Genomic DNA, 25,298 nt, shown 5'->3' on the forward strand with positions numbered 1-25,298 from the left:
CGCACTATACGAAGCCCGGCTCCGCGGTACGCCGCGCCCGGACCACCGGCACCAGTGACGCCAGCACGGCACCGACGACGCCGGGCACCGCGAAGAGGTAGAAGTTCCACTCCACGTCCAGCCCGGACGACAGGATCATCGCGCCGAGGACCGGTCCGGCGATCGCGCCGAGCCGCCCGACCGACAGCGCCCAGCCGATGCCGCGGCCCCGCAGCTCCGCGGGGTAGCGGGTCACGACGAACGCGTTGGTGAGCACCTGCGACCCGATGAAGCCCAGCCCGCTGACGAACATCAGCAGGAACAGGAGGCCGATCGCCGGGTTCGTGCTCATCAGCAGCAGGCTGACCGAGCCGGCCAGGAACGCGGTGGCGACGACGGGCTTGATCCCGACCCGGTCGGCGACGGTGCCGCCCGCGACCATCCCGACGCCCGCGCCGACCCACATCGCCGCGGTCTGCAGCAGCGAGGACCCGAGCGAGTACCCGGCGGCCTGCATGATCGTCGGCAGCCAGGTGCTGATGCCGAACACCAGCAGCAGGCCGCAGAACGAGACGGCCCAGAACAGGAGGGTGACCGCGCGCAGGCCCGGGGCGAACAGCGGACGCAGGCCCGCGAGGTCGCCGCGGCCGGGCTCGGCGGCGGGCGGGGACACCGGGCTCTCCGGGAGCAGCCGGACCGCGAGCGGGATGAGGAACAGCGCCGGGACGGTGCCGATCAGGTAGATCCAGCGCCACGACGACCCGGACAGCAGCGCCGCGCCGAGCAGGGGCGCCATCAGCGCGCCGGTCGCGTAGCCGGCCATCATGATCCCGACGTTGCGGGCGCGGTGCTCCGGCGCCGAGAGGTCGGCGACGTAGGCGGTGACGGTGGGCAGCACGATCCCCAGCCCGATGCCGACGACGAGCCGCGCCGCGCCGAACAGGCCGAACGTCGGCGCGACCGTGCAGACGCCCATCCCGACGGAGAACAGCGTCGCGCCGCCGAACAGCAGCTTCCGGGCGCCGAACCGGCGGATCAGCGCCGCCGACAGCGCCGCCCCGACGAGCATGCCGATCGCCACCAGCGACCCGACCGTCCCCGCGGACGCCTTCGTCGCCCCCATCGCGGGGTCGGCGAGCAGCGAGGGCACCGTCACGCCGTAGCAGGCGAGGTCGTAGCCCTCGAGCGCCGCGAAGCCCGCCGCCACGGCGAGGACCGTCCGCGAGGACACGCCCCCGGCCCGGCTCGTGGCCGTCTGAGTCGTCTCTGACATCAGGTCTCCTGGGTCTCAGCGCTCGGCGAGCGCGGGAACGGGGGCGCCGAGCGCTGCGAGCAGCTCTGCGGCGAGCGGTGCCGCGTCGGCGGAGGCGCCGAACACGTAGAGATCGGGACGGACGGCGACCGCGGCCGCCCCCAGCCCGTCGAACCAGCGGCGGTAGGTGCCGTCGACGTCGACGACGACCGTGGCGCCCTCCTGCTGCCCGGGCCGGTCCCCGAACCCGACGACCCGCACCCCGGCCGCGGCCAGGGCGGGGAGGTCGAGCGCGGCGAGGTGGGCGTCGGCGACGAGGAGGTGGAACCCGTCGCCGACGACCTGGTCGAGCAGGTCGGTGCGGCCGTCGGGGCCGAGCACCCGGCCCTGCTCGGACAGCGCTCCCCGGCCGGGCCCGCCCGCGGCGAGCATCCCGCCGCCCAGTCCGGGGAAGCGGATGCTCTCCGGGGCCTGGTGCGCGGCCCGCCTGGCGAGCAGCTCGCGGTCGCGCTCGGCGGCGCGCCCGGGGTCGCGGATCGTCTGCATCCGGCCGAGCTCGATGCCCTTCTCGGTGACGGCCCGGACGTGCGGCTCGCGCTCGGGCTGGTAGGTGTCGAGCAGCGCGTCGTCGACGGCGCCGCGCAGCACCAGGTCGAGCTTGAACGCCAGGTTCTGCCCGTCGCGGACGCCCGAGCACATCCCCTGCCCGAGGAACGGCGGCATCTGGTGCGCGGCGTCCCCGGCGAGCAGGATGCGGCCCGCCCGCCACCGGTGCGCGACGAGCGAGCGGAACGTGTAGGTCGCGACCCGGATCAGCTCGGCGTCGTCGGGGGTCAACCGGTCGGCGACGCGGGCCCACACCTTCTCCGGCGCGGACTCGACGGCGAAGTCGCCCTCGTCGTCGAGCATGAAGCTGAAGCGGTGGTGCCGCGGGCCCAGCGAGATGATCGACGTCGGGCGCGCCGGGTCGCCGAGCTGCAGCGCGGTCGGCAGGTCGACGGGCCGGGTGAACCGGAAGTCGCACACCATCCACGGCTCGGCGAAGCCGTAGTCGTCCATCCCGACGTCCAGCGCGCGGCGCACGAAGGAGTTGCCCCCGTCGCAGGCCACGACGTACCGGGCGGTGACGGAGCGGCCGTCGGCGGTGGTGAGGACGGCGCCGTCCGCGTCCTGGTGGACGGCGGTGACGGCGCTGCCGAGGCGGACCTCGACGCCCGACGCGCGGCATACCGCGTCCAGGGACTCCTCGAGCTCGGGCTGGTACATCATGTACCACTCGGCCCAGCCGGAGCGGCCGGTCGCGGCGAAGTCGTGCTCGATGAGCAGCTCGCCCGCGCCGTTGCGCCACTCGTAGTTCCGCTGCACGTGCAGCGTCGGCAGCAGCCGCTCCGCGATCCCCAGCCGCGCGAAGGTCCGCATCGTCTCGTCGTCGAAGATCGCGGCCCGCGGCAGGTTGTAGAGACCGCCGTAGCGCTCCACGACCACCACCGAGTGCCCGGCACGGCCGAGCAGCGCGGCGGTCGCCATCCCGACCGGCCCGTAGCCGACGACGGCGACGTCGTACTCGTCCTGCGACATGACCAGCTCCCTCGTGACGTCCGACACCGCCGAACCGTAGGTTTCCTTATTCGTGAAGTCAATGCATGATGGTGAAACCACGAACCGACTCGACGAGGAGCACGCGATGCGCACGATCGGACTGGAAGAGCACTTCGTGACCGAGGAGCTGGCCGGCTACGGCGCCGGCACCGCGACGATCGCGCAGCCGCACGTGTGGGCCGAGGCCTCCCGCCGGCTGCTCGACCTGACGGCGGAGCGGCTGCCCGGGATGGACGCCGCGGGCCTGGACGTGCAGGTGCTCTCGCTCAACTCCCCCGGCATCCAGGCCGAGCAGGACCCGTCGGTGGCCGTCGGGCGCGCCGCCGCCGTCAACGACCTGCTCGCGGCCACGATCGCCGAGAACCCGACGCGGTTCTCCGGGTTCGCCGCGCTGCCCCTGCAGGACCCGCAGGCCGCGGCGAAGGAGCTCGAGCGCGCGGTCACCCAGCTCGGGCTCAGGGGCGCGCTGGTGAACGCCCACACCCAGGGCCGCTACCTCGACGACCCCACGATGCGCGTGGTCTGGGAGTACGCCGCGGGTCTGGACGTGCCGCTGTACCTGCACCCCGCCAACGGCGTCGACTCCGCGCACGTGCTGACGGGGCACCCGGAGCTGGTCGGCCCGATGTGGAGCTGGGGCACCGACACGGCGTCGCACGTGCTGCGCCTGGTGTTCGGCGGCGTGTTCGACGACTTCCCCGACGCCAAGCTGCTCCTCGGGCACATGGGCGAGGGCCTGCCCTACGTGCTGTGGCGGCTCGACTCGCGCTGGGCCTTCCACGACCACCGCGGCATCGAGCTCGCCCGCGAGAGGCCGTCGGAGTACCTGCGGCACAACCTCTACATCACGACCAGCGGGGTCTGCGACGCCCCGCCGCTGCTGTGCGCGCTGCTCGCGCTCGGCGCCGACCACATCCTGTTCGGCACCGACTACCCGTTCGAGGACATGGCCACGGCCACGGAGTTCCTGGCCCGCGCCCCGATCAGCGAGTCCGACCGGGCGAAGATCGCGCACGGCAACGCCGAGCTCCTGCTGAAGCTCTGATGGGCGACACGACCGGCGAGGTGCTCGACAGCCTCGCCGCGACCCCGGACCCCCGCCTGCGGGAGGTGCTCACCGCCGTCGTGACGCACCTGCACGACCTCGTCCACGAGGTCCGCCCGACGCTGGCGGAGTGGGAGGCCGCGATCGGGTTCCTCACCGCCGTCGGGCAGACCTGCGACGACACCCGCCAGGAGTTCATCCTGCTCTCCGACGTCCTGGGCGTCTCGATGCTCACCGAGACGCTCAACGGCAGCGACGCGGGCACGGAGAGCACGGTGCTCGGGCCGTTCCACATGACGGCCTCACCCGAGCGCGCGCTCGGGGACTCCCTCGACCTGCTGGGCGGCGGGCCCCCGTGCGTCGTGACCGGGCGGGTCCGCGACACCGCAGGGACCCCGCTGGCCGGGGCCACCGTCGACGTCTGGCAGTGCACCGCCGAGGGCTTCTACGACGTGCAGCAGCCCGACGTCCAGCCGCCGGGCAACGGGCGCGGGCTGTTCCGGACCGACGACGACGGCGCGTTCGCGTTCCGCACGGTCGTGCCGAGCCACTACCCGATCCCGACCGACGGCCCCGTCGGGCGGCTGCTGCAGGCCACCGCCCGGCACCCGTACCGGCCGGCGCACGTCCACTTCCTCGTCGAGGCCCCGGGGTGCGCCCCGCTGACCACGCACGTGTTCGTGGCCGGCGGGCCCTACCTCGACTCCGACGCGGTGTTCGCCGTGAAGGAGAGCCTGGTGGTCGAGTTCGCCGAGGTCACCGACCCGGCGGAGGGGGCCCGCCACGGGGTGCCGGTCCCCTTCCGACACGCCGAGGTCGACCTGGTGCTGCAGCGGTAGCCCCCACCGGCTCGCACACACCTCCGGGGGCTCGCACACAGGTCCGGCCCTGTGTGCGGGCCCCGGAGCCTGTGTGCGAGCCGCCTGCTACTCGTCCTTCGCCAGCCCGGCACGGCGCAGGGCGTCGGCCATCGCGCTGTTGCCCAGCCCGCCGCCGCCCGAGCCGCCGGAGCTGCTCGACCCGCCGCGCGGGGCGCCGCCCTTGCCGCCGCCGCCCTTGCCGCCGGCCCCCTTGCCGGCGCCACCGCCGCCGCCGCCACTGCCACCGCCACGGCCGCCGCGCTGGTCGCGCCCGCCGCCGGATCCACCGCGGTCACCGCCGCGGTCGCCCCCGCGCGCGTCGCCGCGTCCGGCACCCCGGCCGCCGCCGCCCGCACCCTCGGGCCGCCCGCCACCGCGGCGGCCCTTGGGCGCACCGTCGGCGCCGACCTCGTCGTCCAGGCGCAGCGTCAGCGAGATCCGCTTGCGGGCCTCGTCGACCTCCATGACCTTGACGCGCACGACGTCGCCGGTCTTCACGACGTCGCTCGGGTCGGACACGTAGTCCTTCGACATCGCCGACACGTGCACGAGCCCGTCCTGGTGCACGCCCACGTCGACGAAGGCGCCGAACGCGGCCACGTTCGTGACCTGGCCCTCCAGCAGCATCCCGGGGCGCAGGTCGGAGATCTTGTGCACGCCCTCGGCGAAGGTGGCCGTGCGGAAGGCCGGGCGCGGGTCGCGGCCGGGCTTCTCCAGCTCGGTGAGGATGTCGGTGACGGTCGGCAGGCCGAACTTCTCGTCGACGAACTGCTGCGGCTTGAGCGACTTCAGCTTCGGCGCGTTGCCGATCAGCGACCCGATCTCGACCTTGGCCGCGCCCAGGATGCGGTGCACCACCGGGTAGGCCTCGGGGTGGACGCCGGAGACGTCGAGCGGGTCGTCGCCGCCGCGGATGCGCAGGAAGCCCGCGCACTGCTCGAACGCCTTCGGCCCCAGCCGCGGGACGTCGGCCAGCGCGGTGCGGGTGCGGAACGGGCCGTGGGTGTCGCGGTGGGTGACGATCTGCGTCGCCAGGCCCTCGGTGATGCCCGAGACGCGGCGCAGCAGCGGCACCGACGCGGTGTTGACGTCGACGCCGACCGCGTTCACGCAGTCCTCGACGACCGCGTCGAGCGAGCGCGAGAGCGCGGACTCGGCCAGGTCGTGCTGGTACTGCCCCACGCCGATCGACTTCGGGTCGATCTTGACGAGCTCGGCCAGCGGGTCCTGCAGGCGGCGCGCGATGGAGACGGCGCCGCGGATCGAGACGTCGAGGTCGGGCAGCTCCGCCGACGCGAACGCCGACGCCGAGTACACCGACGCCCCGGCCTCGCTGACCGTGACCGGCGTCAGCTTGAGGGCGGGGTTGGTGGCCGCGAGCTCGCGGGCGAGCTGGTCGGTCTCCCGCGACGCCGTGCCGTTGCCGATCGCGACGAGCTCGACGTCGTGCGCGGCGGCCAGCCTCGTCAGCGTCGCCAGGGCGCCCTTCCAGTCCTTGCGGGGCTCGTGCGGGTAGACCGTGTCGGTCGCGACGACCTTGCCGGTGGCGTCGACCACGGCGACCTTCACGCCGGTCCGCAGCCCCGGGTCCAGGCCCATCGTGGCGCGGCTGCCGGCGGGGGCGGCGAGGAGCAGGTCGCGCAGGTTGGTGGCGAAGACGCCGATGGCGCCCTCCTCCGCGACGGTGCGCAGCCGCACCCGGATGTCGATGCCCAGGTGCAGCAGGATGCGGGTGCGCCAGGCGAAGCGGACGACGTCGCCGAGCCACTTGTCGGCCGGGCGGCCCTCGTCGGCGACGCCGAACGCCGCCGCGATCGTGGCCTCGTAGTCCGTCCGCACGCCGGGTTCGACCGGCTCGCGGTCGGGCTCCAGGGTGATGTCGAGGACCTCCTCGTTCTCCCCCCGGAACGCGGCCAGGATGCGGTGGCTGGGGAGCTTGGTGAACGGCTCGGAGAAGTCGAAGTAGTCGGCGAACTTCGCGCCCTCGGTCTCCTTGCCCTCGCGCACCTTCGTGACCAGCCGCCCGCGCGTCCACATCCGCTCGCGCAGCCCGCCGATGAGGTCGGCGTCCTCGGAGAACCGCTCGACGAGGATCGAGCGCGCCCCCTCCAGCGCCGCGGCGGCGTCGGCCACGGTCTCGGTGACGTAGCCGGCCGCGGTGGCCTGGGGGTCGAGCGAGGGGTCGGCGAGCAGGGCGTCGGCCAGGGGCTCCAGCCCGTTCTCCCGCGCCGCCATCGCCTTCGTGCGGCGCTTGGGCTTGAACGGCAGGTAGATGTCCTCCAGCCGCGCCTTCGACTCCGCCGCCCGGATCTGCTCCTCCAGCGCGGGCTCGAGCTTGCCCTGCTTGGCGATCTCCTCCAGCACCGCGCCGCGCCGCTCCTCCAGCTCGCGCAGGTAGCGCAGGCGCTCCTCGAGCGTGCGCAGCTGCGCGTCGTCGAGGGTGCCGGTCGCCTCCTTGCGGTACCGGGCGATGAACGGCACCGTGGCGCCGCCGTCGAGCAGCTCGACGGCGGCGGCGACCTGGTTCGGCCGGACGCCGAGCTCGTCGGCGATCCGCTGCTCGACGGTGTGCGGGCGGGTCCCGGGCTGGCGGGTCCTGTGCGGTGCGGGGGCAGTACTCGTCACCGTCACATGGTGCCCGGTCACGCGCGGCGCTCGACGCCCGGGCGGGCCCGGCGTTCCCGTTCGGGGCCACGCGTTCGACACGAGCGGGTGACACGGACGCCACGTGGGCGTCGCACGCTGCAGCGATCCGCTCGTTCCCCGCCCCGCAGGGAGTGCCCATGACCGCCACGGCCGACCCACCCACCACGACCACCCCCCGCGAACCCGGGCAGCTCGCCGGCGGCGCGCTCGGGCTGACCTCGGTGCTGTTCTGCATCGTCACCGGCGCCGCGCCGCTGACGGCCATGCTGTTCAACGTCCCGGTCGCCACCCTCGGCGGCGGGTACGCCTCCCCCGCCGCGTTCGCCGTCGCCACCGTCGCGCTGACGATCTTCTCCGTCGGCTACATCGCGATGAGCAGGCGCGTGACGTCGGCCGGCGGCTTCTACACGTTCGTCGCCCGGGGGCTCGGGCGCGTGGTCGGCGTGGGGGCCGGCCTGCTGATCGGGCTCTGCTACATCGTGTTCGCCGCGGCGGTGCTCGGCGTGCTCGGGTACTTCGCGGCCACCACCGTCGCCAGCCTGACCGGGCTGGTGCTGCCGGCCTGGGTCTACATGACGATCGCGCTGGCGCTGATGACCGTGCTCGCGCTGTTCCACATCGAGCTGACGGCCAAGGTGCTCGGCGTCCTGCTGGTCAGCGAGGTGCTGGTGCTGGCCGTGCTCGCGGTGGGGGTGCTCGCCGTCGGGGGTGCGGAGGGCTTCTCGCTGCGGCCGCTGAACCCGGTCGAGATCTTCGACAACCCGGCGGCGGTCGGGGTGTTCGGCGGCGGCGCGGCCGGGATCGCGCTGTTCGCGGCGTTCTGGTCGTGGGTCGGGTTCGAGATGGCGCCCAACTACGCCGAGGAGACCCGCGACCCGCACCGCATCGCGAAGACCGCCACCTACGGCTCGGTGATCGGCCTGGGCGTGTTCTACGTGCTCATCTCCTACGTGTTCGTCACCGGCTGGGGGCTGGAGGGCTCGGCGCAGGCCGTGGCCGCGCAGTTCGACGGCGAGTACGCCTCGGCGTTCTACCCGCTCACCGACCGCTACGTCGGCCCGTGGGCGACGACGGCGATGCAGGTCCTCATCGTCACCGGTTCCTTCGCCTGCGCGCAGGCCTTCTACAACACCGGCGCCCGCTACGTCTTCTCCCTCGCCCGCGAGGGGGTGCTGCCGGCGGCGCTCGCGCGGGTGTCGGCGACGCGCAGCCCGGTGCCGGCGGCCATGGCCGTGACCGCGGTCGTCGCCGTCTACTGCCTGGTCTTCACCCTGGCCGACCCGAGCACCGAGTCGGCGCTGCTGGTGCTCGGCACGTGGTCGCCGCTGCTGGGCGTGCTGGGGATCCTGTCGGTGCAGGCGCTGGTCTGCGTCGCGATCATCCGGTACTTCCTGACGACCGCGCGCGACGGTCTCCACTGGTGGACGACGCTGGCGGCCCCGATCGTCGGCGGTCTCGCGATGGTCGGCGCGTGCGTGCTGCTGATCGTCAACAGGTCCGATCTGTCCGGAGCTGGTGACGCGCCCTACATCCAGGTGCTTCCCTGGGTGGTGCTCGCCGTGTTCGTCGTCGGGATGGCCGTGGCGCTCGTGCTGCGGTCCCGGCGTCCGCTTGTCTACGCCCGTCTCGGGCAGTTCGAGGTGACGACATGACCGCAGTGATCACCGGCCATCCGCTGGAGCCGCTGACCGCCGACGAGATCACCGCGGCCGCCGCGGTCCTGCGCGACTCCGACCGCTTCACCCCCGCCATGCGGTTCGTCTTCGTGGCGCTGCACGAGCCGCCGAAGTCGGTGGTGCTCGGGTGGTCGGGCGAGGAGGTCCCGCGCGAGGCGCACGTCGTGCTCTACGAGCGCGGCACCCGCAACACCTACGAGGCCGTGGTGTCGCTGACCGAGCGCGCGGTCGTCGCCTGGACGCACGTACCCGGCGTGCAGCCGCCGATCATGGCCGAGGAGTTCGAGTCCTGCGAGTCGATCGTCATGGCCGACCCCCGCTGGCAGGAGGCCATGCGCCGGCGCGGCGTGGAGGACTTCACGCTGGCGATGGTCGACCCGTGGGCGTCGAGCTGGACCGGGCCGGAGGACGACCCGTCGCAGCGCCGGATCGCCCGGCCCCTGACCTGGCTGCGGTCCGCGCCCGGCGAGCACGGGTACGCCCGGCCCGTCGAGGGGCTGATCGTGCTGGTCGACCTGGACGCGGGCGCGGTCATCGACGTCACCGACCACGGGATCGTCCCGTTCCCGACCCTGGCCGGGAACTACGAGGAGCCGTGGATGTCGCAGCCGGGCAACGTGCCCGCGTTCGACGGCCCGCGCACCGACGTCAAGCCGATCGAGATCACCCAGCCCGAGGGGCCGTCGTTCACCGTCGACGGGCACGCGGTCGAGTGGCAGAAGTGGACGCTGCGGATCGGGTTCACCCCGCGCGAGGGGCTGGTGCTGCACCAGGTCGCCTACGACGGGCGGCCGATCGTGCACCGGGCCTCGCTCGCCGAGATGTACGTGCCCTACGGCGACCCGGCGCCCACGCACCGCTTCAAGAACGTGTTCGACCAGGGCGAGTACGGCGTCGGATGGCTGGCGAACTCGCTGACGCTGGGCTGCGACTGCGTCGGCCACATCCACTACTTCGACGGGGTCGTGCACGACAACGACGGCGTGCCCGTCGTCATCCCGAACGCGGTCTGCATGCACGAGGAGGACGCCGGGATCGCCTGGAAGCACACCGACTTCCGCACCGGGGCCGTCCAGGTGCGGCGCCGGCGGCGGCTGGTGGTGTCGACGATCGTCACCGTCGGCAACTACGAGTACGGCTACTTCTGGTACCTCTACACCGACGGCACGATCGAGTACGAGGTCAAGCTGACGGGCGTCATCTCGACGGCGGCGATCGCCCCCGGCGAGGTGCCCGCGCACGGCACGCTCGTCGCGCCCGGCCTCTACGGGCCGAACCACCAGCACTTCTTCTGCGTGCGGCTGGACATGACCGTCGACGGCGTCGCCAACACGGTGGTGGAGGTCGACTCCGCGCCGAGCCCGGCCGGGCCGGCGAACCCGCACGGCAACGCGTGGCACGTCGAGAAGACGGTGCTGGCGTCGGAGGCGGTGGCGCAGCGTGACGTCGACGCGGCGCGGGCGCGGTACTGGAAGATCGAGAGCGCGGAGAAGACGTCGGCGCTCGGGGCGCCCACGGCCTACGCGCTCATGCCGGGCGCCACGGTGCCGCCGATGTACTCCCCGGACGCGGTGTTCGCGCCGCGCGCGGGGTTCACCGGGCACCAGCTGTGGGTCACCGCGGACGACGACAGCCAGCGCTTCGCGGCGGGCGACTACCCCAACCAGCACCCCGGCGGCCAGGGCCTGCCGGTGTACGGGGCGGGCGACCGTCCGCTGGAGGGGGCCGACGTCGTCGTCTGGTACACCTTCGGCGCCCACCACGTGGTGCGTCCGGAGGACTGGCCGGTGATGCCGGTGAGCACGGCGGGCTTCATGCTCAAGCCGAGCGGGTTCTTCGACGGCAACCCCTCGCTCGACCTGCCCGCCAGCAGCCCGCACTGCCACCCCTGACACCCCCGTGAGCGGCAACCGTGGCCAGGGCCACGGTTGCCGCTCACGAGCGGTGCGGCCCGCCCGAGCCCGCCCGCCCGCGAGTCGGGCTCTCGTTGCGCGCGAGTCGGGGTCTCATTGCGTGCGAGTCGGGGTGTAGCTGCGCGCGAGTCGGGGTCTCATTGCGTGCGAGTTGCGGCTTCGTCGGGGCGGAGCCCGCCGCACGCCGGTTCCGGTGTGCGGGCTCCCGGCGCGGCCGGCCGGTGGGCCGACGGGCGGCCCGCGCACCTGGTGCGAGCTGCGCACCTCCTGGCGTTCCGCGCACGCCAGGACGTGCGCCAGCGGCCACTGAGTGCGCGGGGTCGGCTCTACTCAACCCGCTGGCCGCCGCACACCGGTTTCCTACCCGGCACACCAGCCGCAACCTGTGTTCGAGGGACGGGTTCGGTGTGCCGACGACGGGCGCGCCAGCCGGGTGGGACGGACGAGCGAGATCGCGACTCGCGCATCACCACACCCCGACTCGCGCACAGTCACAGCCCGACTCGCGCACCACGACACCGCGACTCGCTCGCAACGAGACCCCGACTCGCGGGCTTTTGCTGCTCCCGCGCCCACGACAGCACCGTGCCCGGCGCCCGTATAGCGATCCGGTGCACCGCCGGGCTCACGCCCGTACGAACAGCGCCACGCACTCGAAGTGGTGCGTCATCGGGAACGCGTCGAACGCCCGCAGCTCGGTGAGGGCGTAGCCGCGCCCCTCGAACAGGGCGACGTCGCGCGCCAGCGACGCCGGGTCGCACGCCACGTGCACGATCCGCTCCGGCCCGCGCGCCACCAGCGACTCGACGAGCTCGCGGCCCAGGCCCTTGCGCGGCGGGTCGGCGACGATGACGTCGGGCTGCCCGTCGAGTGTGGTCACCAGCTTCTCGACGCGCCCGACCCGCCACCCGATCTGCGGCAGGTCGGCCAGCGCCGCCCGCCCGTCGGCCACGGCCTGCCGCGACGACTCGACGACGGTGACCCCGCCCTCGGGCCCCACCTGCTCCGCGAGCACCGCGGCGAACAGGCCGACGCCGCCGAACAGGTCCCACGCCACCCCGCCGAGCGGCGCCCGCGCCCACTCGCCGACGACCGCGGCGAGCGTGTCGGGCAGCGCGGGGTGCACCTGCCAGAACACGCCGGGCGAGAGCCGCCACTCCCGGCCCGCGGCCCGTTGGACCACCGGCCCGTCCTCGGGGAAGCCGCCCGCGTGCGGGCCGGGTGCGTCGACGTGCAGCAGCCCGTCGGCGTCGGAGGCGATCTCCACCTCTCCCCCGGGCTCGAACGCGTGCTCCAGCACCGGCGGCAGGCTGCCGGCCGGGGCGAGCGGGCAGTCGGCGATGGGCAGGACGTCGTGGCTGCGGTGCGCGCGCAGCCCGGCGCGCCCGGCCTCGTCGACGGCCAGCCGCACGCGGTGGCGCCAGCCCAGCGGCCCGCCGGGCAGCTCCTCCACCTCGGTCGGACGCACGATCCCGGCGAGGCGCTGCAGCTGCTCGGCCAGCACGGTGGCCTTGAGCGCGCGCTGGGCGGCGGGGTCGACGTGCTGCAGGTCGCAACCGCCGCAGCCGCCCGCGCGGGCCCAGTCGCAGGGCGCCGGGACGCGCTGCGGGGAGGCGTCGAGCACCTCGACGGCGTCGGCGCGGCAGAACGCGCCCCCGCCGTCCTCGTTGACGACCGCGCGCACGCGCTCGCCGGGCAGCGCGTGCCGCACGAACACGACCCGCCCCTCCGACCGCGCGACGCAGTGCCCGCCGTGCGCGACGGGGCCGATCTCGAGGTCGAGGATCCGGTCGGTCCAGTCGAGCGTCATCGGCGTGCCTTCACAGGGGGGTCGGGGGCGCGGTCGCGGGCGGGCGTCTCGTACCCGCGCCGGGCCGAGCCGGGCGGGGTCTCCGGGCGCGCCGTGGCGACCCGTTCCGAGGACGCGAGCTGCCACGGCACGCTCGTCACCATCACCCCGGGCTGGAACAGCAGCCGGCCCTTGAGCCGCAGCGCACTCTGGTTGTGCAGGATCTGCTCCCACCAGTGCCCGACGACGTACTCGGGGATGAACACGGTGACGACGTCGCGCGGGTTGTCGCCGCGGATGCGCCTGACGTAGTCGAGCACCGGCTTGGTGATCTCCCGGTACGGCGACTCGATGACCTTCAGCGGCACCGGGATCTTGCGCTTGTCCCAGTCGCGCATCAGCCGCTTGGTGTCGGCGTCGTCGACGTTGACGGTGACCGCCTCCAGCACGTCGGGGCGCGTGGCCCGGGCGTACGCGACGGCCCGCAGCGTCGGCTTGTGCAGCGTCGAGACCAGCACGATCGCGTGGTTGCGCGAGGGCAGCACCCCGTCGACGTCGCCCGCGACCAGCTCGGCCGACACCCGGTCGTAGTGCTTCTGGATGGCGAGCATGAGGACGTAGAACACGGCCATCGCGGCGATCGCGATCCACGCGCCCCGGGTGAACTTGGTGATCAGCACGATGATCAGCACGAGCCCGGTCATCCCCGCCCCGAACCCGTTGACGACGCGCGCGCGGCGCATCCGGGTGCGCTCGGCGGGGTCGGTCTCGGTGGCGAGGTGGCGGTTCCAGTGCCGCAGCATGCCGAACTGGCTGAGCGTGAACGAGGTGAACACGCCGACCGTGTAGAGCGCGATCAGCCGCGTGACCTCGGCCTGGAACCCCACGACCAGCAGGATCGCCACGCCGGCGAGCACGAGGATGCCGTTGGAGAAGGCGAGGCGGTCGCCGCGGGTGTGCAGCTGGCGGGGCAGGTAGCGGTCCTGGCTGAGGATCGAGCCGAGCACCGGGAAGCCGTTGTAGGCGGTGTTGGCGGCCAGCACGAGGATCAGCGCCGTGACCACGACGACGAAGAAGAAGCCGAGGCGGAAGTCGTCGAACACGGCGTCGGCGAGCTGGGCCACCAGCGTCTGCTGGACGTAACCGGGCGGCGCGTCGGGGAACTGCACCGCCGGGTTCTCCGCGATCTTGGCCCCGGTGAGCTGGGCCAGCCAGATCAGGCCCATGAACATGGTGACGGAGATGCCGCCCAGCAGCAGCAGCGTGGTGGCGGCGTTGCGCGACTTGGGCTTGCGGAACGCCGGCACGCCGTTGCTGATCGCCTCGACGCCGGTGAGCGCCGCGCAGCCCTGCGTGAACGAGCGGAGCACGAGCAGCGCGAGCGCGAGGCCGGTGAGCGCGTCGCCCTCGGCCACCAGGTCGAGGCCCGCGCTCGGCGCCTGCACGGTGTCGCCGAGCAGCAGGATGCGCGTCAGGCCCCAGACGATCATGGTGGCGATGCCGAGCATGAACGCGTAGGTCGGGATCGCGAACGCCACGCCCGACTCGCGGATCCCCCGCAGGTTGACGGCGGTGAGCACGACGATCGCGGCCACCGCGAACTGCACCTTGTGCTCGGCGACGTAGGGCACCAGCGCGCCGACGTTGGCCGCGGCCGCGGAGATCGAGACGGCGACCGTCAGCGTGTAGTCGACGAGCAGCGCGCTCGCCACGGTGAGCCCCGCGCGCCTGCCCAGGTTGACCGTCGCGACCTCGTAGTCGCCGCCGCCCGAGGGGTAGGCCTTGACGTTCTGCCGGTAGCTCGTGACCACGGTGAGCAGCACGACGACGACCGCCAGGCCGATCCAGGGCGAGAACGCGTACGACGCGACGCCGGCGATCGACAGCGTCAGGAAGATCTCCTCCGGCGCATAGGCGACGGACGACATGGCGTCGGAGGCGAAGACGGGGAGCGCGATGCGCTTGGGCAGCAGCGTGTGGCTGAGTCGATCGCTGCGCTGCGGCCTACCCACCAGGATGCGCTTCACCGCGGTGGCGAGCGTGGACACGCGCGCAGCCTATGCCTGCGACCCGACGTCCGGGCACCGGGCGCGCTAACGTTCCCCCTCGTGTACGTCGTGATCATGGGGTGCGGACGGGTCGGGTCGTCGCTCGTCGCCGGGCTGGAGCGGCTGGGCCACGAGGTGGCGGTCGTCGACCGGAACCCGCAGGCCTTCCGCAGGCTCGGGCCCGAGTTCCGCGGCCGCCAGGTCGTGGGCGAGGGCTTCCACCGCGAGGTGCTCGTCGAGGCCGGCGTGGAGAAGGCGCAGGCCTTCGCCGCGGTCTCCAGCGGCGACAACTCCAACATCATCGCCGCGCGGGTCGCGCGTGAGAACTTCGGCGTGGAGCGGGTCGTCGCCCGCATCTACGACGAGAAGCGCGCCGCGGTCTACGAGCGCCTCGGCATCCCGACCGTGGCCACCGTGCCCTGGAGCACCGACCGGCTGCTGCGGATGATCCTGCCCGACGGCGTCGCGTCGGCGTGGCGGGAGCCGTCGGGCACGGTCGCGATCCTGCCGCTGCCGGTGCACGAGGACTGGGTCGGCCACCCGGTGTCGGAGCTCGAGCGCGTCACGGGCTCGCGGGTGGCGTTCATCGTCCGCTTCGGCACCGGGGTGCTGCCCCGGACCGACACCGTCGTGCAGGCCGAGGACACGCTCTACGTCGCCGCCGTCTCGGGCACCGTCAGCGACGTCACGGCCGCCGCGGCCGCCGCCCCGCAGGAGGCCTGACCATGCGCGTCGCCATCGCCGGGGCCGGAGCCGTCGGCCGCTCGATCGCCCTCGAGCTCCTCGACAACCACCACCAGGTGATGCTCATCGAGCGCGAGCTCGCGAACATCGCGCCGGAGACGGTCGAGGCCGCCGAGTGGGTGCACGCCGACGCGTGCGAGCTGTCCACGCTCGAGGACGCCGACATCGAGAGCTGCGACGTCGTCATCGCCGCCACCGGCGACGACAAGGTCAACCTCGTGGTGTCGCTGCTGGCCAAGACGGAGTTCGCGGTCCGGCGCGTCGTCGCGCGCGTCAACGACCCGCGCAACGAGTGGCTCTTCGGCGACAACTGGGGCGTCGACGTCGCCGTGTCCACGCCGCGCCTGCTGGCCGCGCTCGTCGAGGAGGCCGTGGCCGTCGGCGACCTGGTGCGGCTGCTGACCTTCCGCCAGGGCCAGGCCAACCTCGTCGAGGTCACGCTGCCCGAGGACACGCCGCTGGCCGGGCGCCCGGTGCGCTCGGTCAAGCTGCCGAGCGACTCCGCGCTCGTCGTCATCCTGCGCGGCGGCCGCGTGATCGTGCCCCAGGGCGACGACGCCCTCGAGCCGGGCGACGAGCTGCTCTTCGTCGCCACCACGGCCGTCGAGGAGGACATCCGCGCCGCGCTGGAGCGCTGACCGGTCAGGTCGCGGGAGTGCCCGCCGTGCGGTGGGCGCGGCGGACGGCCCAGATCGTGAACAGCAGCGCCAGCCCGGTGAGCGGGTAGCCCATGGCCAGGCGGGCGATGCCGAGCCAGGTCTCCTCGTTGGCGTCGTAGAGCAGGCCCTGCAGGACCACGCGCGAGGCGAACACGAGCGTCCAGAGCAGCGTGGCCCAGGTGTAGGCGCGCAGCAGGGCGGGGTTGCGCCGCCAGCCGTGCCCGTCGCCGTTGACGCCGTGCCACACGACCCCGGCCAGCGGCCAGCGCACCAGCACCGAGACCAGGAACGCCAGCCCGAAGGCGGCGCTGGTGATCAGGCCGGGCAGGTAGAAGCCGCGGGCCTCGCCGGTGCGGGAGGCGATGAATGCGGCCAGGCCGACGCCGAACAGCCCCGAGATCGCGGGCTGCAGCGGCTGCTTGCGCACGATCCGGTACACGGCCACGGCGACGCCGGCCACGAGCGCGGCGATGATCGCCGGCTGCAGGTCGAACAGCACGTTGGCGACGACGAACACGCCCACCGGGATGCTGGAGGCGACGACGCCGGACACACCGCCCATCTGGTCGAGCAGCGTCGGTGTCTCGCGCGCGGGCCGCTCCCCGTCGGGACCAGCCGTCACTGGGCCTGGCAGATCTCGTAGAACGGGTTGTAGAGCACCTTGCGCCCGTCGCGGACGGCGAGCCGCCCCCGCACCCGCATGGTGCGCCCGGGCTCGATGCCCGGGATGCGCCGCCGGCCCAGCCAGATCAAGGTGACTCCCTCGCTCCCGTCGAACAGCTCCGCCTCCAGCGACGCGTTCGCGTCCTGGGGGCAGAACTCCACGCTGCGGAGCCTACCGAGCACCTCGACCTCCTCGCCGCAGGCGCAGTCCGACGCCCGCTGCGCACCGGACTTCTCGGCGTCGGAGGAGAGGTCGTCGGCGTCCAGGGTGTCCACGTCGCTGGTCAGGCGCTTGAGCATCCGCTTGAACGCGCCACCGTCGGTGGTGCCCATCTCTCCCCCATCACATCCGGGCCCGCCGTCGGGCCCGCTACGGTCTCCAATGTAACTCCCCGGAAACCTGCGTCGATGCCACCGGACGGGGTCGATCGCGTGATCCGAGCCGCGCGTGCCGCGCCGAGCGCCGAACGGCACCCCTCCGCGGCGGTCGTGCTGCCCGGTTCCGGTTCCGATGACGTGTTCGTGCGCTCGGCGTTCGCCGCGCCCCTGCGGGCCGCCGGGATCGCGCTGGTGGCGCCCGCGCCGCGCCGGGGCCGGGACGTCGTCGTCGGGTACCGGGCCGCCCTGGAGGCCGCGTTCGAGCGCGCCGACGGCCCGCTGCTGGTCGGCGGTGTGTCGCTGGGCGCGCACGTGGCGGTGCGCTGGGCGGCGCGGGCGGCCGCGGGTCCGGCGGCGGGCCGGGTGGCCGGGCTGCTGCTGGCGCTGCCCGCCTGGGGCGGGGACCCGGTCGACGCCCCGGCCGCGCTCGCCGCCCGGCTGACCGCCGCGCAGGTGCGGGCCGGAGGGCTCGCGGCCGCGGTGGACGCGGCGCGGGCCGGAGCCCCGGCCTGGCTGGCCGACGAGCTGGCCCGGGCGTGGACCGCGCACGGCACCGGCCTGGCCGACGCCCTCGACGCCGCCGCCGCCGAGCCGGGCCCCTCCCGCGAGGACCTGGCCGGGCTGGACCTGCCGGCCGGGGTCGTGGGGCTCACCGGCGACGCCGTGCACCCGCTCGCGGAGGCCCGGCGGTGGGCCGGACTGCTCCCCCGCGCGGTGCTGGAGACGTCCACGCTCGACGCCTTCGGTGCCGACCCCGCCGTGCTGGGCCGGGCCGCGCTCGCGGGGTGGCGGCGGGCGGTGGGACGGTAGGGGCCCAGCGCTCCGCACAGCGCTCCGCTCAGCGCGGGCGGGAGTGGCGGCCCGCGTCGCTCCCCCGCGCCGACAGGGGTGCCCAGTAGGGGTCCGGCGGCACGTCGACGCTGCGGCGCCGCCGCGGCCGGGCCGTCCCGCCGTCGTCGGTGACCCGCGGCAGGGGGTCCGTGACGCCGTCCTCGGGCGCGCGGCGGCGCCCGGACCGCGGGAGCGGGGCGTCGTCGGACGGGGTGCCGCGGTCGGGATCGGCGCGCCGCGGCGGGTCGGCGGCGGCGCGCCGGGCGCCGGCCTCCCCGGACCCGGTGGCCGGGGCCTCGGGCTCGTAGCGGGAGCGGCGGCGGCCGGGGCGCTCGCGCACGAGGGCGGCGAGGTCGAGGGTGGCCTCGGCGGCCGGACCGGTCCCGGTGTCCTCGGCCCGGCGGCGGCGGCCGGTGCGGGGCAACTCGGGGGCCGGGTGGCGGTCCTCGAGGGGGCGGCCGTGGCGCGCGTCGACGGGGTCGGCCGCGGGGTCGGCCGCGGGCGTCTCGGGCGGGAGCGCGGGCCACCACTGGGTGGCGGCGGGGTCGGCAGCCGGCGGGGCGACGGGGTGGTGGCGCCGGGGGTCGTAGCTCGGGGCGCCGACGTAGCCGGAGTCGTCGAAGCCGGGGTCGCGGGCGCCGCTGTAGCCGGGGCGGTGGCGGTCGGCGGGCGCGGCGGCCGCGGTGGGTTCGGCCGGCCCGGGGAACGCGGTCGGCGCGGAGAGGTCGTCGTGCAGCGGGGTGGCGGCGGCCCACGGGTCGGCCGCCGACCAGGGCTCGGCCGGCACGCTCGTCCGGTGCTCGCTCGTGCGGGGCGCGCTCGTCCGGGGCTCGTCCGACCAGGGCTCGTCCGAGCGGCGGGAGCCCGACGGCCCGGAGCCGCGGCGCAGGGGCCGGATCTCGGTCGGCGCGGCCTCGGCGCGGCGGTCGTCGTCGTGCCGGTCGTCGTCGTGCCGGTCGTCGTCGTGCCGGTCGGCGGTGCGGGGGTCGTCGTCGTGCCGGTCGGCCGTGGGGCGGTCGGCGGTGGGGCGGTTGGGGGTCCGGCGGTCAGGAGCGTGCCGGTCGAGGGCGGGCCACCACTCGGTCTCGGCGCTGTCGGCGACGGCGTACCGGTCGGCGGAGCGGTCGCCCGACGGGTCCAGGCCCAGCGCCGTGGTCGGGTCGGCGCCCAGACCGTCCTCGAGCTGGCCGGACGGGGCGGCGGCCCACAGCGGGACGGGCGTCTCCGACGGGCGGTCGCGCGGCCGGTCGCGCCGGGCGGCGGGCAGGGCCTGCGTCGGGTCGGCCGTGCTGCGGGCCGGCGACGACCCGTACGACGGCGCCCCGTACGGCGACTCGTACGACGGGGTGTCGGAGGAGGGGCTGTCGTAGGAGGGCGCGTCGTAGGAGGGCGGGTCGTACGAGTGCGCGTCGTACGAGGGCGCGTCGTAGGAGCGGGAGCCGTAGGACGACGGGGAGTCGTACGACGGGGGCTCGTAGGGCGCGAGGTCGGAGGCCGAGCGGTCGTAGGGCGAGGACTCGGGGTACCGGGACCCGTACGCGGAGGGCTCGTGCCCGGCGGGCTCGGCGTACCGCGTCTCCTCCGCCCACGACCCGCCCGACGGACCGGGACCGAGGGGGTCGGGACGGAGCGGGTCGGAACGGAGGGGATCGGCGCCGCGCGGGTCGGACGCCCCGGACCACGCGGCGGCGGCGGGCCGCACGGGCGGCGGCGGGTAGGCGGGCGGGGCGACCGGCGGCACCGACCGCGCCGCGGCGGGGCGCGCCACCGCGGGCCGCACGACCGTCGGGGCGTCGATGCGCCGGGGCACCACCGGGGCGGGCGCGCGGACCGGCACCGGGGCCCCACCGGGCAGCCCGGACCGGCCCGGACCGGCCGGCAGAGGAGCGGGCGGAGGAGCGGGGGGCAGCTGGGCGGGCGGCGGCCCGCCCGGTCGGCCCTGCGGAGCGCGCGCCGGACCGGAGCCCTCGGCGAGCGGGTCGTCGTAGCGCGGCCCGTCCTCGTAGCGCGGCCCGTCCTCGTAGCGCGGCCCGTCCTCGTAGCGCGGCGGGTCGTCGTGACGGGGAGCGTCGTGACGGGCGGCAGGCGGCCCGGGCACCCCGAGCGCCGAGTCGTCGACGACGTCGGCGTCGGCCAGCTCCTCCGGCACGGTCAGCGGCAGCACCGTGCGCACCGGGAACGGCGAGCGGCCCCGGTCGACGACCGTGCCCTTGAGCATCTGCCGCAGCGCCGCGTCGAGGCCGGCGGCGTGCCGCTCGGGCCCGGTGGCGACGCCGTAGAGCATCCACCGCGCACCGTCGACGCCCACGAACACCGACAGCGCGGCGCCGGTCTGCGCGTGCAGCTCGCGGCCCCAGTCGCCCTGGAACGAACGCACCCGTGCTCCGCCCTCGCGCAACGAGCTGTCGATCTCCGCCACCAGCTCGCCCCACAGGCCCGACGACTTCGGCGCCGCCAGCGCGCTCACCGACAGCCGCCCGCCGGGCAGCGCGATGTGCACGGCCTGCAGCCGCCCGTTGGCCGTCGGCTCGACGGTGACCGAGCCCTCCGGCGGCACCGGCACGCGGATGGACCCGAAGTCGAGCAGCCCGGGGTCGACGACGGCGGGGTCGAGGTCCTCGGCGTCGAACGGGCCGAAGTCGCGCGAGGCGGCGAGGCGGCGGCGGATGGCGGCCGTGCCGAACGTGCCGGTGGCCGAGGAGCGGCGGCCGAGGCGGGCGTCGGCGGTCACCGCGCACCACCGCCGAGGACCGCGTGCCCGCCGGTCGACCCGTGCCCGCCCGTGCCGCGCTCGGACCCCGGCAGCACGTCGACCTCCACGAACCGCACCTGCTCCACCCGCTGCACGACGAGCTGGGCGATCCGGTCGCCGCGGGCCAGCCGCACCTCGTCCTGCCCGAGGTTGACCAGGCACACGCGGATCTCCCCGCGGTAGCCGGCGTCGACGGTTCCGGGGGCGTTGACGATCGACAGGCCCGTGCGCGCGGCCAGCCCGGACCGGGGGTGCACGAACCCGGCGTACCCGGCGGGCAGCGCCACCGCGACCCCGGTGCCGACGAGCTCGCGACGCCCGGGGGCCAGCACGACGTCGGTGGTGCAGGCCAGGTCGACGCCCGCGTCGCCGGGCCGCGCGTACGCGGGCAGCGGGAGCGCCGGGTCGAGCCGCACGATCTCGACCTCGAGCGGGCGCGCGCCACCCACGGGGGCGGCGCGCTCGTCGACCGGCGGCCCGACCTGCGCGCGCGGGGACGGCGCGGCGGGCGGTGCGGTGGACGGCGCCTGCTGGGGAGCATCGACGGGGCCGGACACGACGACCGACGCTACCCTGAGGAATCGTGAACGAGCACGCACCGGCCGCGGACCCTGCGACGTCCGGCACGTCCGGATTCGACGAGCGGTTGTCCGTGCCGTGGTGGTGGTACCTCCCGGCGATCGGCGTCGCGGTGCTCCTGGGCGCCGAGATCCACATGGGCTACCCGGGCATCCGGGCCTGGATCGGGTACGCCGCGCTGATCCCGCTGGCGGTCGCCGTGCTGGTCTGGCTCGGGCGGGTGCGGGTGCAGGTCCGCGACGGCGAGCTGCGCGCCGGCGGCGCCGCGCTGGCGCTGCGGCACGTGGGCCGCGTCGACGTCCTGCGCGACCGCGACGAGAAGCAGGTGGCGCTCGGCCCGGACCTCGACCCCACCGCGCACCTGCTGCACCGCGCGTGGGTGCGGCCGGTGGTGCGGGTGGAGGTCACCGACCCGGCCGACCCGACGCCGTACTGGGTGGTCAGCGTGCGCGACGCCGAGGGGCTGGTCAGGGCGCTGGGCCGCTGACCGGGGACACGAGGACGCCCCGGAACCCCACGGGTCCGGGGCGTCGAGGTGAACGGTGCGTCAGGCCGCGCAGTCGCGGCAGACGAACTGGGGGCTGCTCTCGGCCAGGCGGCTGCGGTGGTGCACCAGGAAGCAGCTGGAGCAGGTGAACTCGTCGGCCTGCTTCGGGATCACCTTGACGGTGAGCTCCTCGCCGGACAGGTCGGCGCCCGGGAGCTCGAAGCTCTCGGCCGTGTCGGTCTCGTCCACGTCGACCACGGACGACTGAGCCTCGTTGCGACGGGCCTTCAGCTCGTCGAGCGAGTCCTCCGCCATGTCGTCGGTCTCGTTGCGCCGTGGAGCGTCGTAGTCGGTTGCCATCGTCCCACCCTCTGTGAACAGCAGTTCTTCGTCGTCGTGCCGCTGGACAACGTCACAGCGGCAGTGTTTGTGCCCGGGCCCGGAGTGACCCCGGTCTCACTCGCCGGGGGCTCCCCGCGCCTGTCCCGGGGCGCGAACCCTAGCCCACCCGTCAAGCCCCCGCGAGGGGGCCCGTGACGGGCCCGGCCCGACGGCGCGCCGCGGGCTAGGGTTCCGGTTCGTGACCGCGTCGACGACCCCCGGCTCCGCACCCGACGGCACCCCCCACGGCCTCGTCCCCGGCGCCGATCCCGGCACCGTCGGACCCTGGTTGGCCGAGCGGCTGGGCGACCCCCGGTGGGCGGAGTGCGCGCTGTCGCCGATCGGCGGGGGCCGCTCCAACCTGACCTACCGCGTCGACAGCCCGGCGGGCGCGGTGGTGCTGCGCCGCCCGCCGGTCGGGCAGGTCGCCGCCACCGCGCACGACATGGGCCGCGAGCGGCGGGTCATCACCGGCCTCGCCGGCACCGCGGTCCCCGTGCCGGCCGTGCTGGCCTGGTCCGAGGAGGGCCCGCCCGTCGACGCGCCGTGCTTCGTCATGGAGCTCGTCGACGGCGTGGTGCCGCTGGGCGAGCTGCCGGCGGGCTGGGCCGACACCGAGGCCGACCGCGGGCGCGCCGGTGCCGCGCTGGTCGACGTGCTGGTGGCGCTGCACGCCGTCGACCCCCACGAGGTCGGTCTCGGCGACTTCGGCCGGCCCGAGGGGTTCATGGCCCGCCAGGTCCGCCGCTGGGGGAAGCAGTGGGACGCGGCGCGCGAGTCGGGCGGCGCCGTCGAGGAGAGCACCGCCACCGCGCTCACCGGGCTGAGCGCGGCGCTGGCCGCGGAGGTGCCGCAGGCGCAGCGGAACACGATCGTCCACGGCGACTACCGCATCGACAACTGCCTCTTCGACGCCGACGACCCCGGCCGCATCCGCGCGGTGCTCGACTGGGAGCTCTCGACGCTCGGCGACCCGCTCGCCGACCTGGGGCTGCTGCTCGTCTACTGGCACGAGGCCGACGACGACCCGGTGTGGCGGGCCGCGCAGCACCTGTCGAGCCCGACGCGGCTGCCCGGCTTCCCCACCCGCACCGAGCTGGCCACCGCCTACGCGCGGGGGTCGGGCCTCGACCTGGAGCAGCTGCCCTGGTACGTCGCCTTCGGCGCCTTCAAGCTGGCCGTGGTGCTGGCCGGGATCCTGGCCCGCGTGCACGCCGGGATGGTGCCGGCGTCGATGGCCGAGGGCCTCGACGACGCGGTCGACCCGCTCGTCGCGCTGGGCGAGCACGTGCTGGCCCACGGCCTCGAGCGGAGCGCCCGGTGACCGCGGTCCCCTACCGCCGCAGGCGGCGCACCCCGATCGTCGCCGTGGTGTCGGTGCTCGCCGTGATCGCGGTCGTCACCTGGACCGTGGTGCTGGTCGGCGCCTCCGGCCCGAGCGGCCCGCAGTCCTGCCCGACGCCGGTGGGCGGCACGGCACCCGGCGTGACGCTGGAGGCCGGGGCGCTCGACGCCGTCGCGCCCGCGCCGCCCGCCGCGATCCCGGTGCGCGTGCTCAACGCGGGCGGCCAGCGCGGCCAGGCCAACCTGGTGGCCGCGCAGCTCGACGACCTGGGCTTCGGCACGGCCGGCCCGCCCGACAACGACCCGTTCTACCCCGACGGCGACATGGACTGCGTCGGGCAGGTGCGCTTCGGCCCCGCCGGCGAGGCGGCCGCGGGCACGCTCGCGCTGGTGCTGCCGTGCGCGGAGCTCGTGCGCGACGAGCGCGCCGACGACACCGTCGACGTCGCGGTGGGCACGGGCTTCGGCGACGTCAACCCGCCCCGTCCCGTCCGCGACGTGCTGGAGACGCTCGGCGCCCCCTCCCCCGCCGACGACGGCGAGGCCGGCGCCCCGGCCGCACCGGACCCGGCCGTGCTCGCCGAGGCGCGCAGCACGACCCCCTGCTGACGCCTGCTCAGACGGAGGCCGCCCCGGCGTCGCGAGCCAGACCCGCCAGCGCCTCGGCGACCCCGGGCGCGGCCGCGAGCAGGGCGTCGGCGCCGAGCCCGTCGTCGGGAGCCACCAGCCCCGCGACGCCGGGCGTGCGCACGACCGCGCCCGCCTCCTGCGCGACGAGCGCCGCCGCGGCCCAGTCCCACCAGTTGCAGCCGTGCTCGAGGTAGCCGTCGGTCCAGCCGGCCGCGACCGCGCACAGGTCGAGCGCCGCCGAACCGGTGCGCCGGACGTCGCGCACGCGGGGCAGCAGCGCCGCGACCATCCCCGCCTGCCGGGCCCGCCGCGTCCCGTCGTAGGCGAAGCCGGTGCCCAGCAGCGACAGCGCCGGGTCGGTGGCGCCCGACGCCGCCAGCCGCCGCCCGTCGCACATGGCGCCCCGGCCGAGCGCGGCGCTCCAGACCCGGCCCGAGTCGGGCTCCACCACAGCACCCGCGAGCGAGCGCCCCGCACGCGTCGCGGCCACCGAGATCGCGTACCAGGGCAGGCCGTAGAGGAAGTTGACGGTGCCGTCGATCGGGTCGACGACCCACACCACGCGGTCGGGGTCGACGCCCGCGCTGCCGCCGTGCTCCTCCCCCACCACGGCGTCGGCCGGACGCAGCGCGGCGAGCCGTTCGCGCACCAGCGTCTCCACCGCGGTGTCCGACGCCGTCACGACGTCGGTCGGGGTGCTCTTGGTGGCGACCGAGCCCTCCGCGCCACCGGACTCCCAGGGCCTCGGGAGGCCGCGCAGGTGCTCGGCCGCCTCGGTGGCGATCCGCACCGCGACCAGGCGCAACGCCTCCGGGTCGACCGTCGGGGCAGGGCTGTCGGAGGGGGTGCTCACGGCGTCATCCGACCACATCCGCGGCCCCCGGACACGCCTACGGGATGCGAGGCGCGAGTACCGCGGGCGCACGCAGTTACAATGGGTCCGCACCCCGCCGCGGGACGCCCGCCTCCGGTACCTCCGGGGGGCGACGCGACAGGGTTCGTGACCACACAAGATTCTCGTCAGGCAGCCGGTGCATGCTTTT

At 75.2% G+C, this 25,298-nt stretch carries 21 protein-coding genes; 10 read left to right on the plus strand and 11 right to left on the minus strand.

Annotation, left to right across the window (positions count from 1 at the left end; translation table 11 throughout):
- Window positions 1–4 precede the first annotated feature (4 nt).
- Window positions 5–1,252, minus strand: coding sequence for an MFS transporter (locus HOP40_RS28635; protein WP_172164549.1), 1,248 nt, complete (start codon window positions 1,250–1,252; stop codon window positions 5–7).
- Window positions 1,253–1,267: 15 nt separating this feature from the next.
- Window positions 1,268–2,836 carry a bifunctional 3-(3-hydroxy-phenyl)propionate/3-hydroxycinnamic acid hydroxylase gene (locus HOP40_RS28640; RefSeq protein WP_205346959.1) on the minus strand — a complete coding sequence of 523 codons (1,569 nt, stop codon included), beginning with the start codon at window positions 2,834–2,836 and terminating at the stop codon, window positions 1,268–1,270.
- A gap of 79 nt (window positions 2,837–2,915) precedes the next feature.
- Between HOP40_RS28640 and HOP40_RS28645 the strand changes: the two genes are divergently transcribed.
- Both HOP40_RS28645 and HOP40_RS28650 read left to right on the plus strand, forming a co-directional pair.
- Window positions 2,916–3,875, plus strand: a complete 960-nt coding sequence (locus tag HOP40_RS28645) for an amidohydrolase family protein (RefSeq protein ID WP_172164552.1) — start codon at window positions 2,916–2,918, stop codon at window positions 3,873–3,875.
- On the plus strand, window positions 3,875–4,714 hold the full coding sequence (locus tag HOP40_RS28650; RefSeq protein ID WP_172164556.1) for a dioxygenase family protein: 840 nt from the start codon (window positions 3,875–3,877) through the stop codon (window positions 4,712–4,714). The genes HOP40_RS28645 and HOP40_RS28650 overlap by 1 nt, the downstream gene beginning before the upstream one ends.
- Before the next feature lie 87 nt (window positions 4,715–4,801).
- On the opposite strand, the gene HOP40_RS28655 is transcribed toward HOP40_RS28650, so the two are convergent.
- Window positions 4,802–7,360 carry a Tex family protein gene (locus HOP40_RS28655; RefSeq protein ID WP_172164559.1) on the minus strand — a complete coding sequence of 853 codons (2,559 nt, stop codon included), beginning with the start codon at window positions 7,358–7,360 and terminating at the stop codon, window positions 4,802–4,804.
- 158 nt (window positions 7,361–7,518) lie between these two features.
- On the opposite strand from HOP40_RS28655, the gene HOP40_RS28660 reads away from it, so the two are divergent.
- Both HOP40_RS28660 and HOP40_RS28665 read left to right on the plus strand, forming a co-directional pair.
- The gene (locus HOP40_RS28660) at window positions 7,519–9,033 is read left to right on the plus strand and encodes an APC family permease (protein WP_172164562.1); all 1,515 of its coding nucleotides are present in this window, start codon (window positions 7,519–7,521) and stop codon (window positions 9,031–9,033) included.
- Window positions 9,030–10,949 (plus strand): primary-amine oxidase, encoded by a 1,920-nt coding sequence (locus tag HOP40_RS28665; protein WP_172164565.1) that lies wholly within the window; start codon window positions 9,030–9,032, stop codon window positions 10,947–10,949. Before HOP40_RS28660 ends, HOP40_RS28665 begins: the two co-directional genes overlap by 4 nt.
- A gap of 646 nt (window positions 10,950–11,595) precedes the next feature.
- On the opposite strand, the gene HOP40_RS28670 is transcribed toward HOP40_RS28665, so the two are convergent.
- Window positions 11,596–12,780: a class I SAM-dependent RNA methyltransferase gene (locus HOP40_RS28670; protein ID WP_172164568.1), complete on the minus strand. Its 1,185-nt coding sequence runs from the start codon at window positions 12,778–12,780 to the stop codon at window positions 11,596–11,598.
- Window positions 12,777–14,807, minus strand: coding sequence for an APC family permease (locus tag HOP40_RS28675; protein WP_172164571.1), 2,031 nt, complete (start codon window positions 14,805–14,807; stop codon window positions 12,777–12,779). Before HOP40_RS28675 ends, HOP40_RS28670 begins: the two co-directional genes overlap by 4 nt.
- 60 nt (window positions 14,808–14,867) lie before the next feature.
- On the opposite strand from HOP40_RS28675, the gene HOP40_RS28680 reads away from it, so the two are divergent.
- The gene (locus tag HOP40_RS28680; RefSeq protein WP_172164574.1) at window positions 14,868–15,530 is read left to right on the plus strand and encodes a potassium channel family protein; all 663 of its coding nucleotides are present in this window, start codon (window positions 14,868–14,870) and stop codon (window positions 15,528–15,530) included.
- 2 nt (window positions 15,531–15,532) lie between these two features.
- Entirely contained in the window at window positions 15,533–16,189 is a 657-nt protein-coding gene (locus HOP40_RS28685) for a potassium channel family protein (protein ID WP_172164577.1), read from the plus strand.
- Window positions 16,190–16,193: 4 nt separating this feature from the next.
- Here HOP40_RS28685 and HOP40_RS28690 read toward each other — a convergent pair whose 3' ends face one another.
- Window positions 16,194–16,832 carry a DUF3159 domain-containing protein gene (locus tag HOP40_RS28690; protein ID WP_240157334.1) on the minus strand — a complete coding sequence of 213 codons (639 nt, stop codon included), beginning with the start codon at window positions 16,830–16,832 and terminating at the stop codon, window positions 16,194–16,196.
- The gene (locus HOP40_RS28695) at window positions 16,829–17,206 is read right to left on the minus strand and encodes an OB-fold nucleic acid binding domain-containing protein (RefSeq protein WP_172164580.1); all 378 of its coding nucleotides are present in this window, start codon (window positions 17,204–17,206) and stop codon (window positions 16,829–16,831) included. Before HOP40_RS28695 ends, HOP40_RS28690 begins: the two co-directional genes overlap by 4 nt.
- A 99-nt stretch (window positions 17,207–17,305) precedes the next feature.
- Between HOP40_RS28695 and HOP40_RS28700 the strand changes: the two genes are divergently transcribed.
- Window positions 17,306–18,061, plus strand: coding sequence for an alpha/beta hydrolase (locus tag HOP40_RS28700; protein ID WP_240157335.1), 756 nt, complete (start codon window positions 17,306–17,308; stop codon window positions 18,059–18,061).
- 28 nt (window positions 18,062–18,089) lie between these two features.
- On the opposite strand, the gene HOP40_RS28705 is transcribed toward HOP40_RS28700, so the two are convergent.
- On the minus strand, window positions 18,090–20,813 hold the full coding sequence (locus tag HOP40_RS28705) for a DUF3710 domain-containing protein (RefSeq protein ID WP_172164583.1): 2,724 nt from the start codon (window positions 20,811–20,813) through the stop codon (window positions 18,090–18,092).
- A complete protein-coding gene (gene dut / locus HOP40_RS28710) occupies window positions 20,810–21,283 on the minus strand; it encodes a dUTP diphosphatase (protein WP_172169405.1) in 474 nt (157 codons plus the stop codon). Before dut ends, HOP40_RS28705 begins: the two co-directional genes overlap by 4 nt.
- 134 nt (window positions 21,284–21,417) lie before the next feature.
- On the opposite strand from dut, the gene HOP40_RS28715 reads away from it, so the two are divergent.
- Window positions 21,418–21,900 (plus strand): DUF3093 domain-containing protein, encoded by a 483-nt coding sequence (locus HOP40_RS28715; protein ID WP_172164586.1) that lies wholly within the window; start codon window positions 21,418–21,420, stop codon window positions 21,898–21,900.
- A 60-nt stretch (window positions 21,901–21,960) separates the two neighbouring features.
- Here HOP40_RS28715 and HOP40_RS28720 read toward each other — a convergent pair whose 3' ends face one another.
- Window positions 21,961–22,260 carry a DUF4193 domain-containing protein gene (locus HOP40_RS28720; protein WP_172164589.1) on the minus strand — a complete coding sequence of 100 codons (300 nt, stop codon included), beginning with the start codon at window positions 22,258–22,260 and terminating at the stop codon, window positions 21,961–21,963.
- A 220-nt stretch (window positions 22,261–22,480) separates the two neighbouring features.
- On the opposite strand from HOP40_RS28720, the gene HOP40_RS28725 reads away from it, so the two are divergent.
- Complete coding sequence (locus tag HOP40_RS28725; protein ID WP_172164591.1) at window positions 22,481–23,605, plus strand: phosphotransferase family protein; 1,125 nt, start codon at window positions 22,481–22,483, stop codon at window positions 23,603–23,605.
- Entirely contained in the window at window positions 23,602–24,234 is a 633-nt protein-coding gene (gene cei / locus HOP40_RS28730; protein WP_172164594.1) for an envelope integrity protein Cei, read from the plus strand. Before HOP40_RS28725 ends, cei begins: the two co-directional genes overlap by 4 nt.
- 7 nt (window positions 24,235–24,241) lie before the next feature.
- Here the strand turns inward: cei and HOP40_RS28735 are convergent, their stop codons facing one another.
- Window positions 24,242–25,126 (minus strand): inositol monophosphatase family protein, encoded by an 885-nt coding sequence (locus tag HOP40_RS28735; protein WP_172164597.1) that lies wholly within the window; start codon window positions 25,124–25,126, stop codon window positions 24,242–24,244.
- Between the last annotated feature and the right edge of the window lie 172 nt (window positions 25,127–25,298).

Origin of the sequence: Pseudonocardia broussonetiae (assembly GCF_013155125.1) — a bacterium.
GTDB lineage: Bacteria > Actinomycetota > Actinomycetes > Mycobacteriales > Pseudonocardiaceae > Pseudonocardia > Pseudonocardia broussonetiae.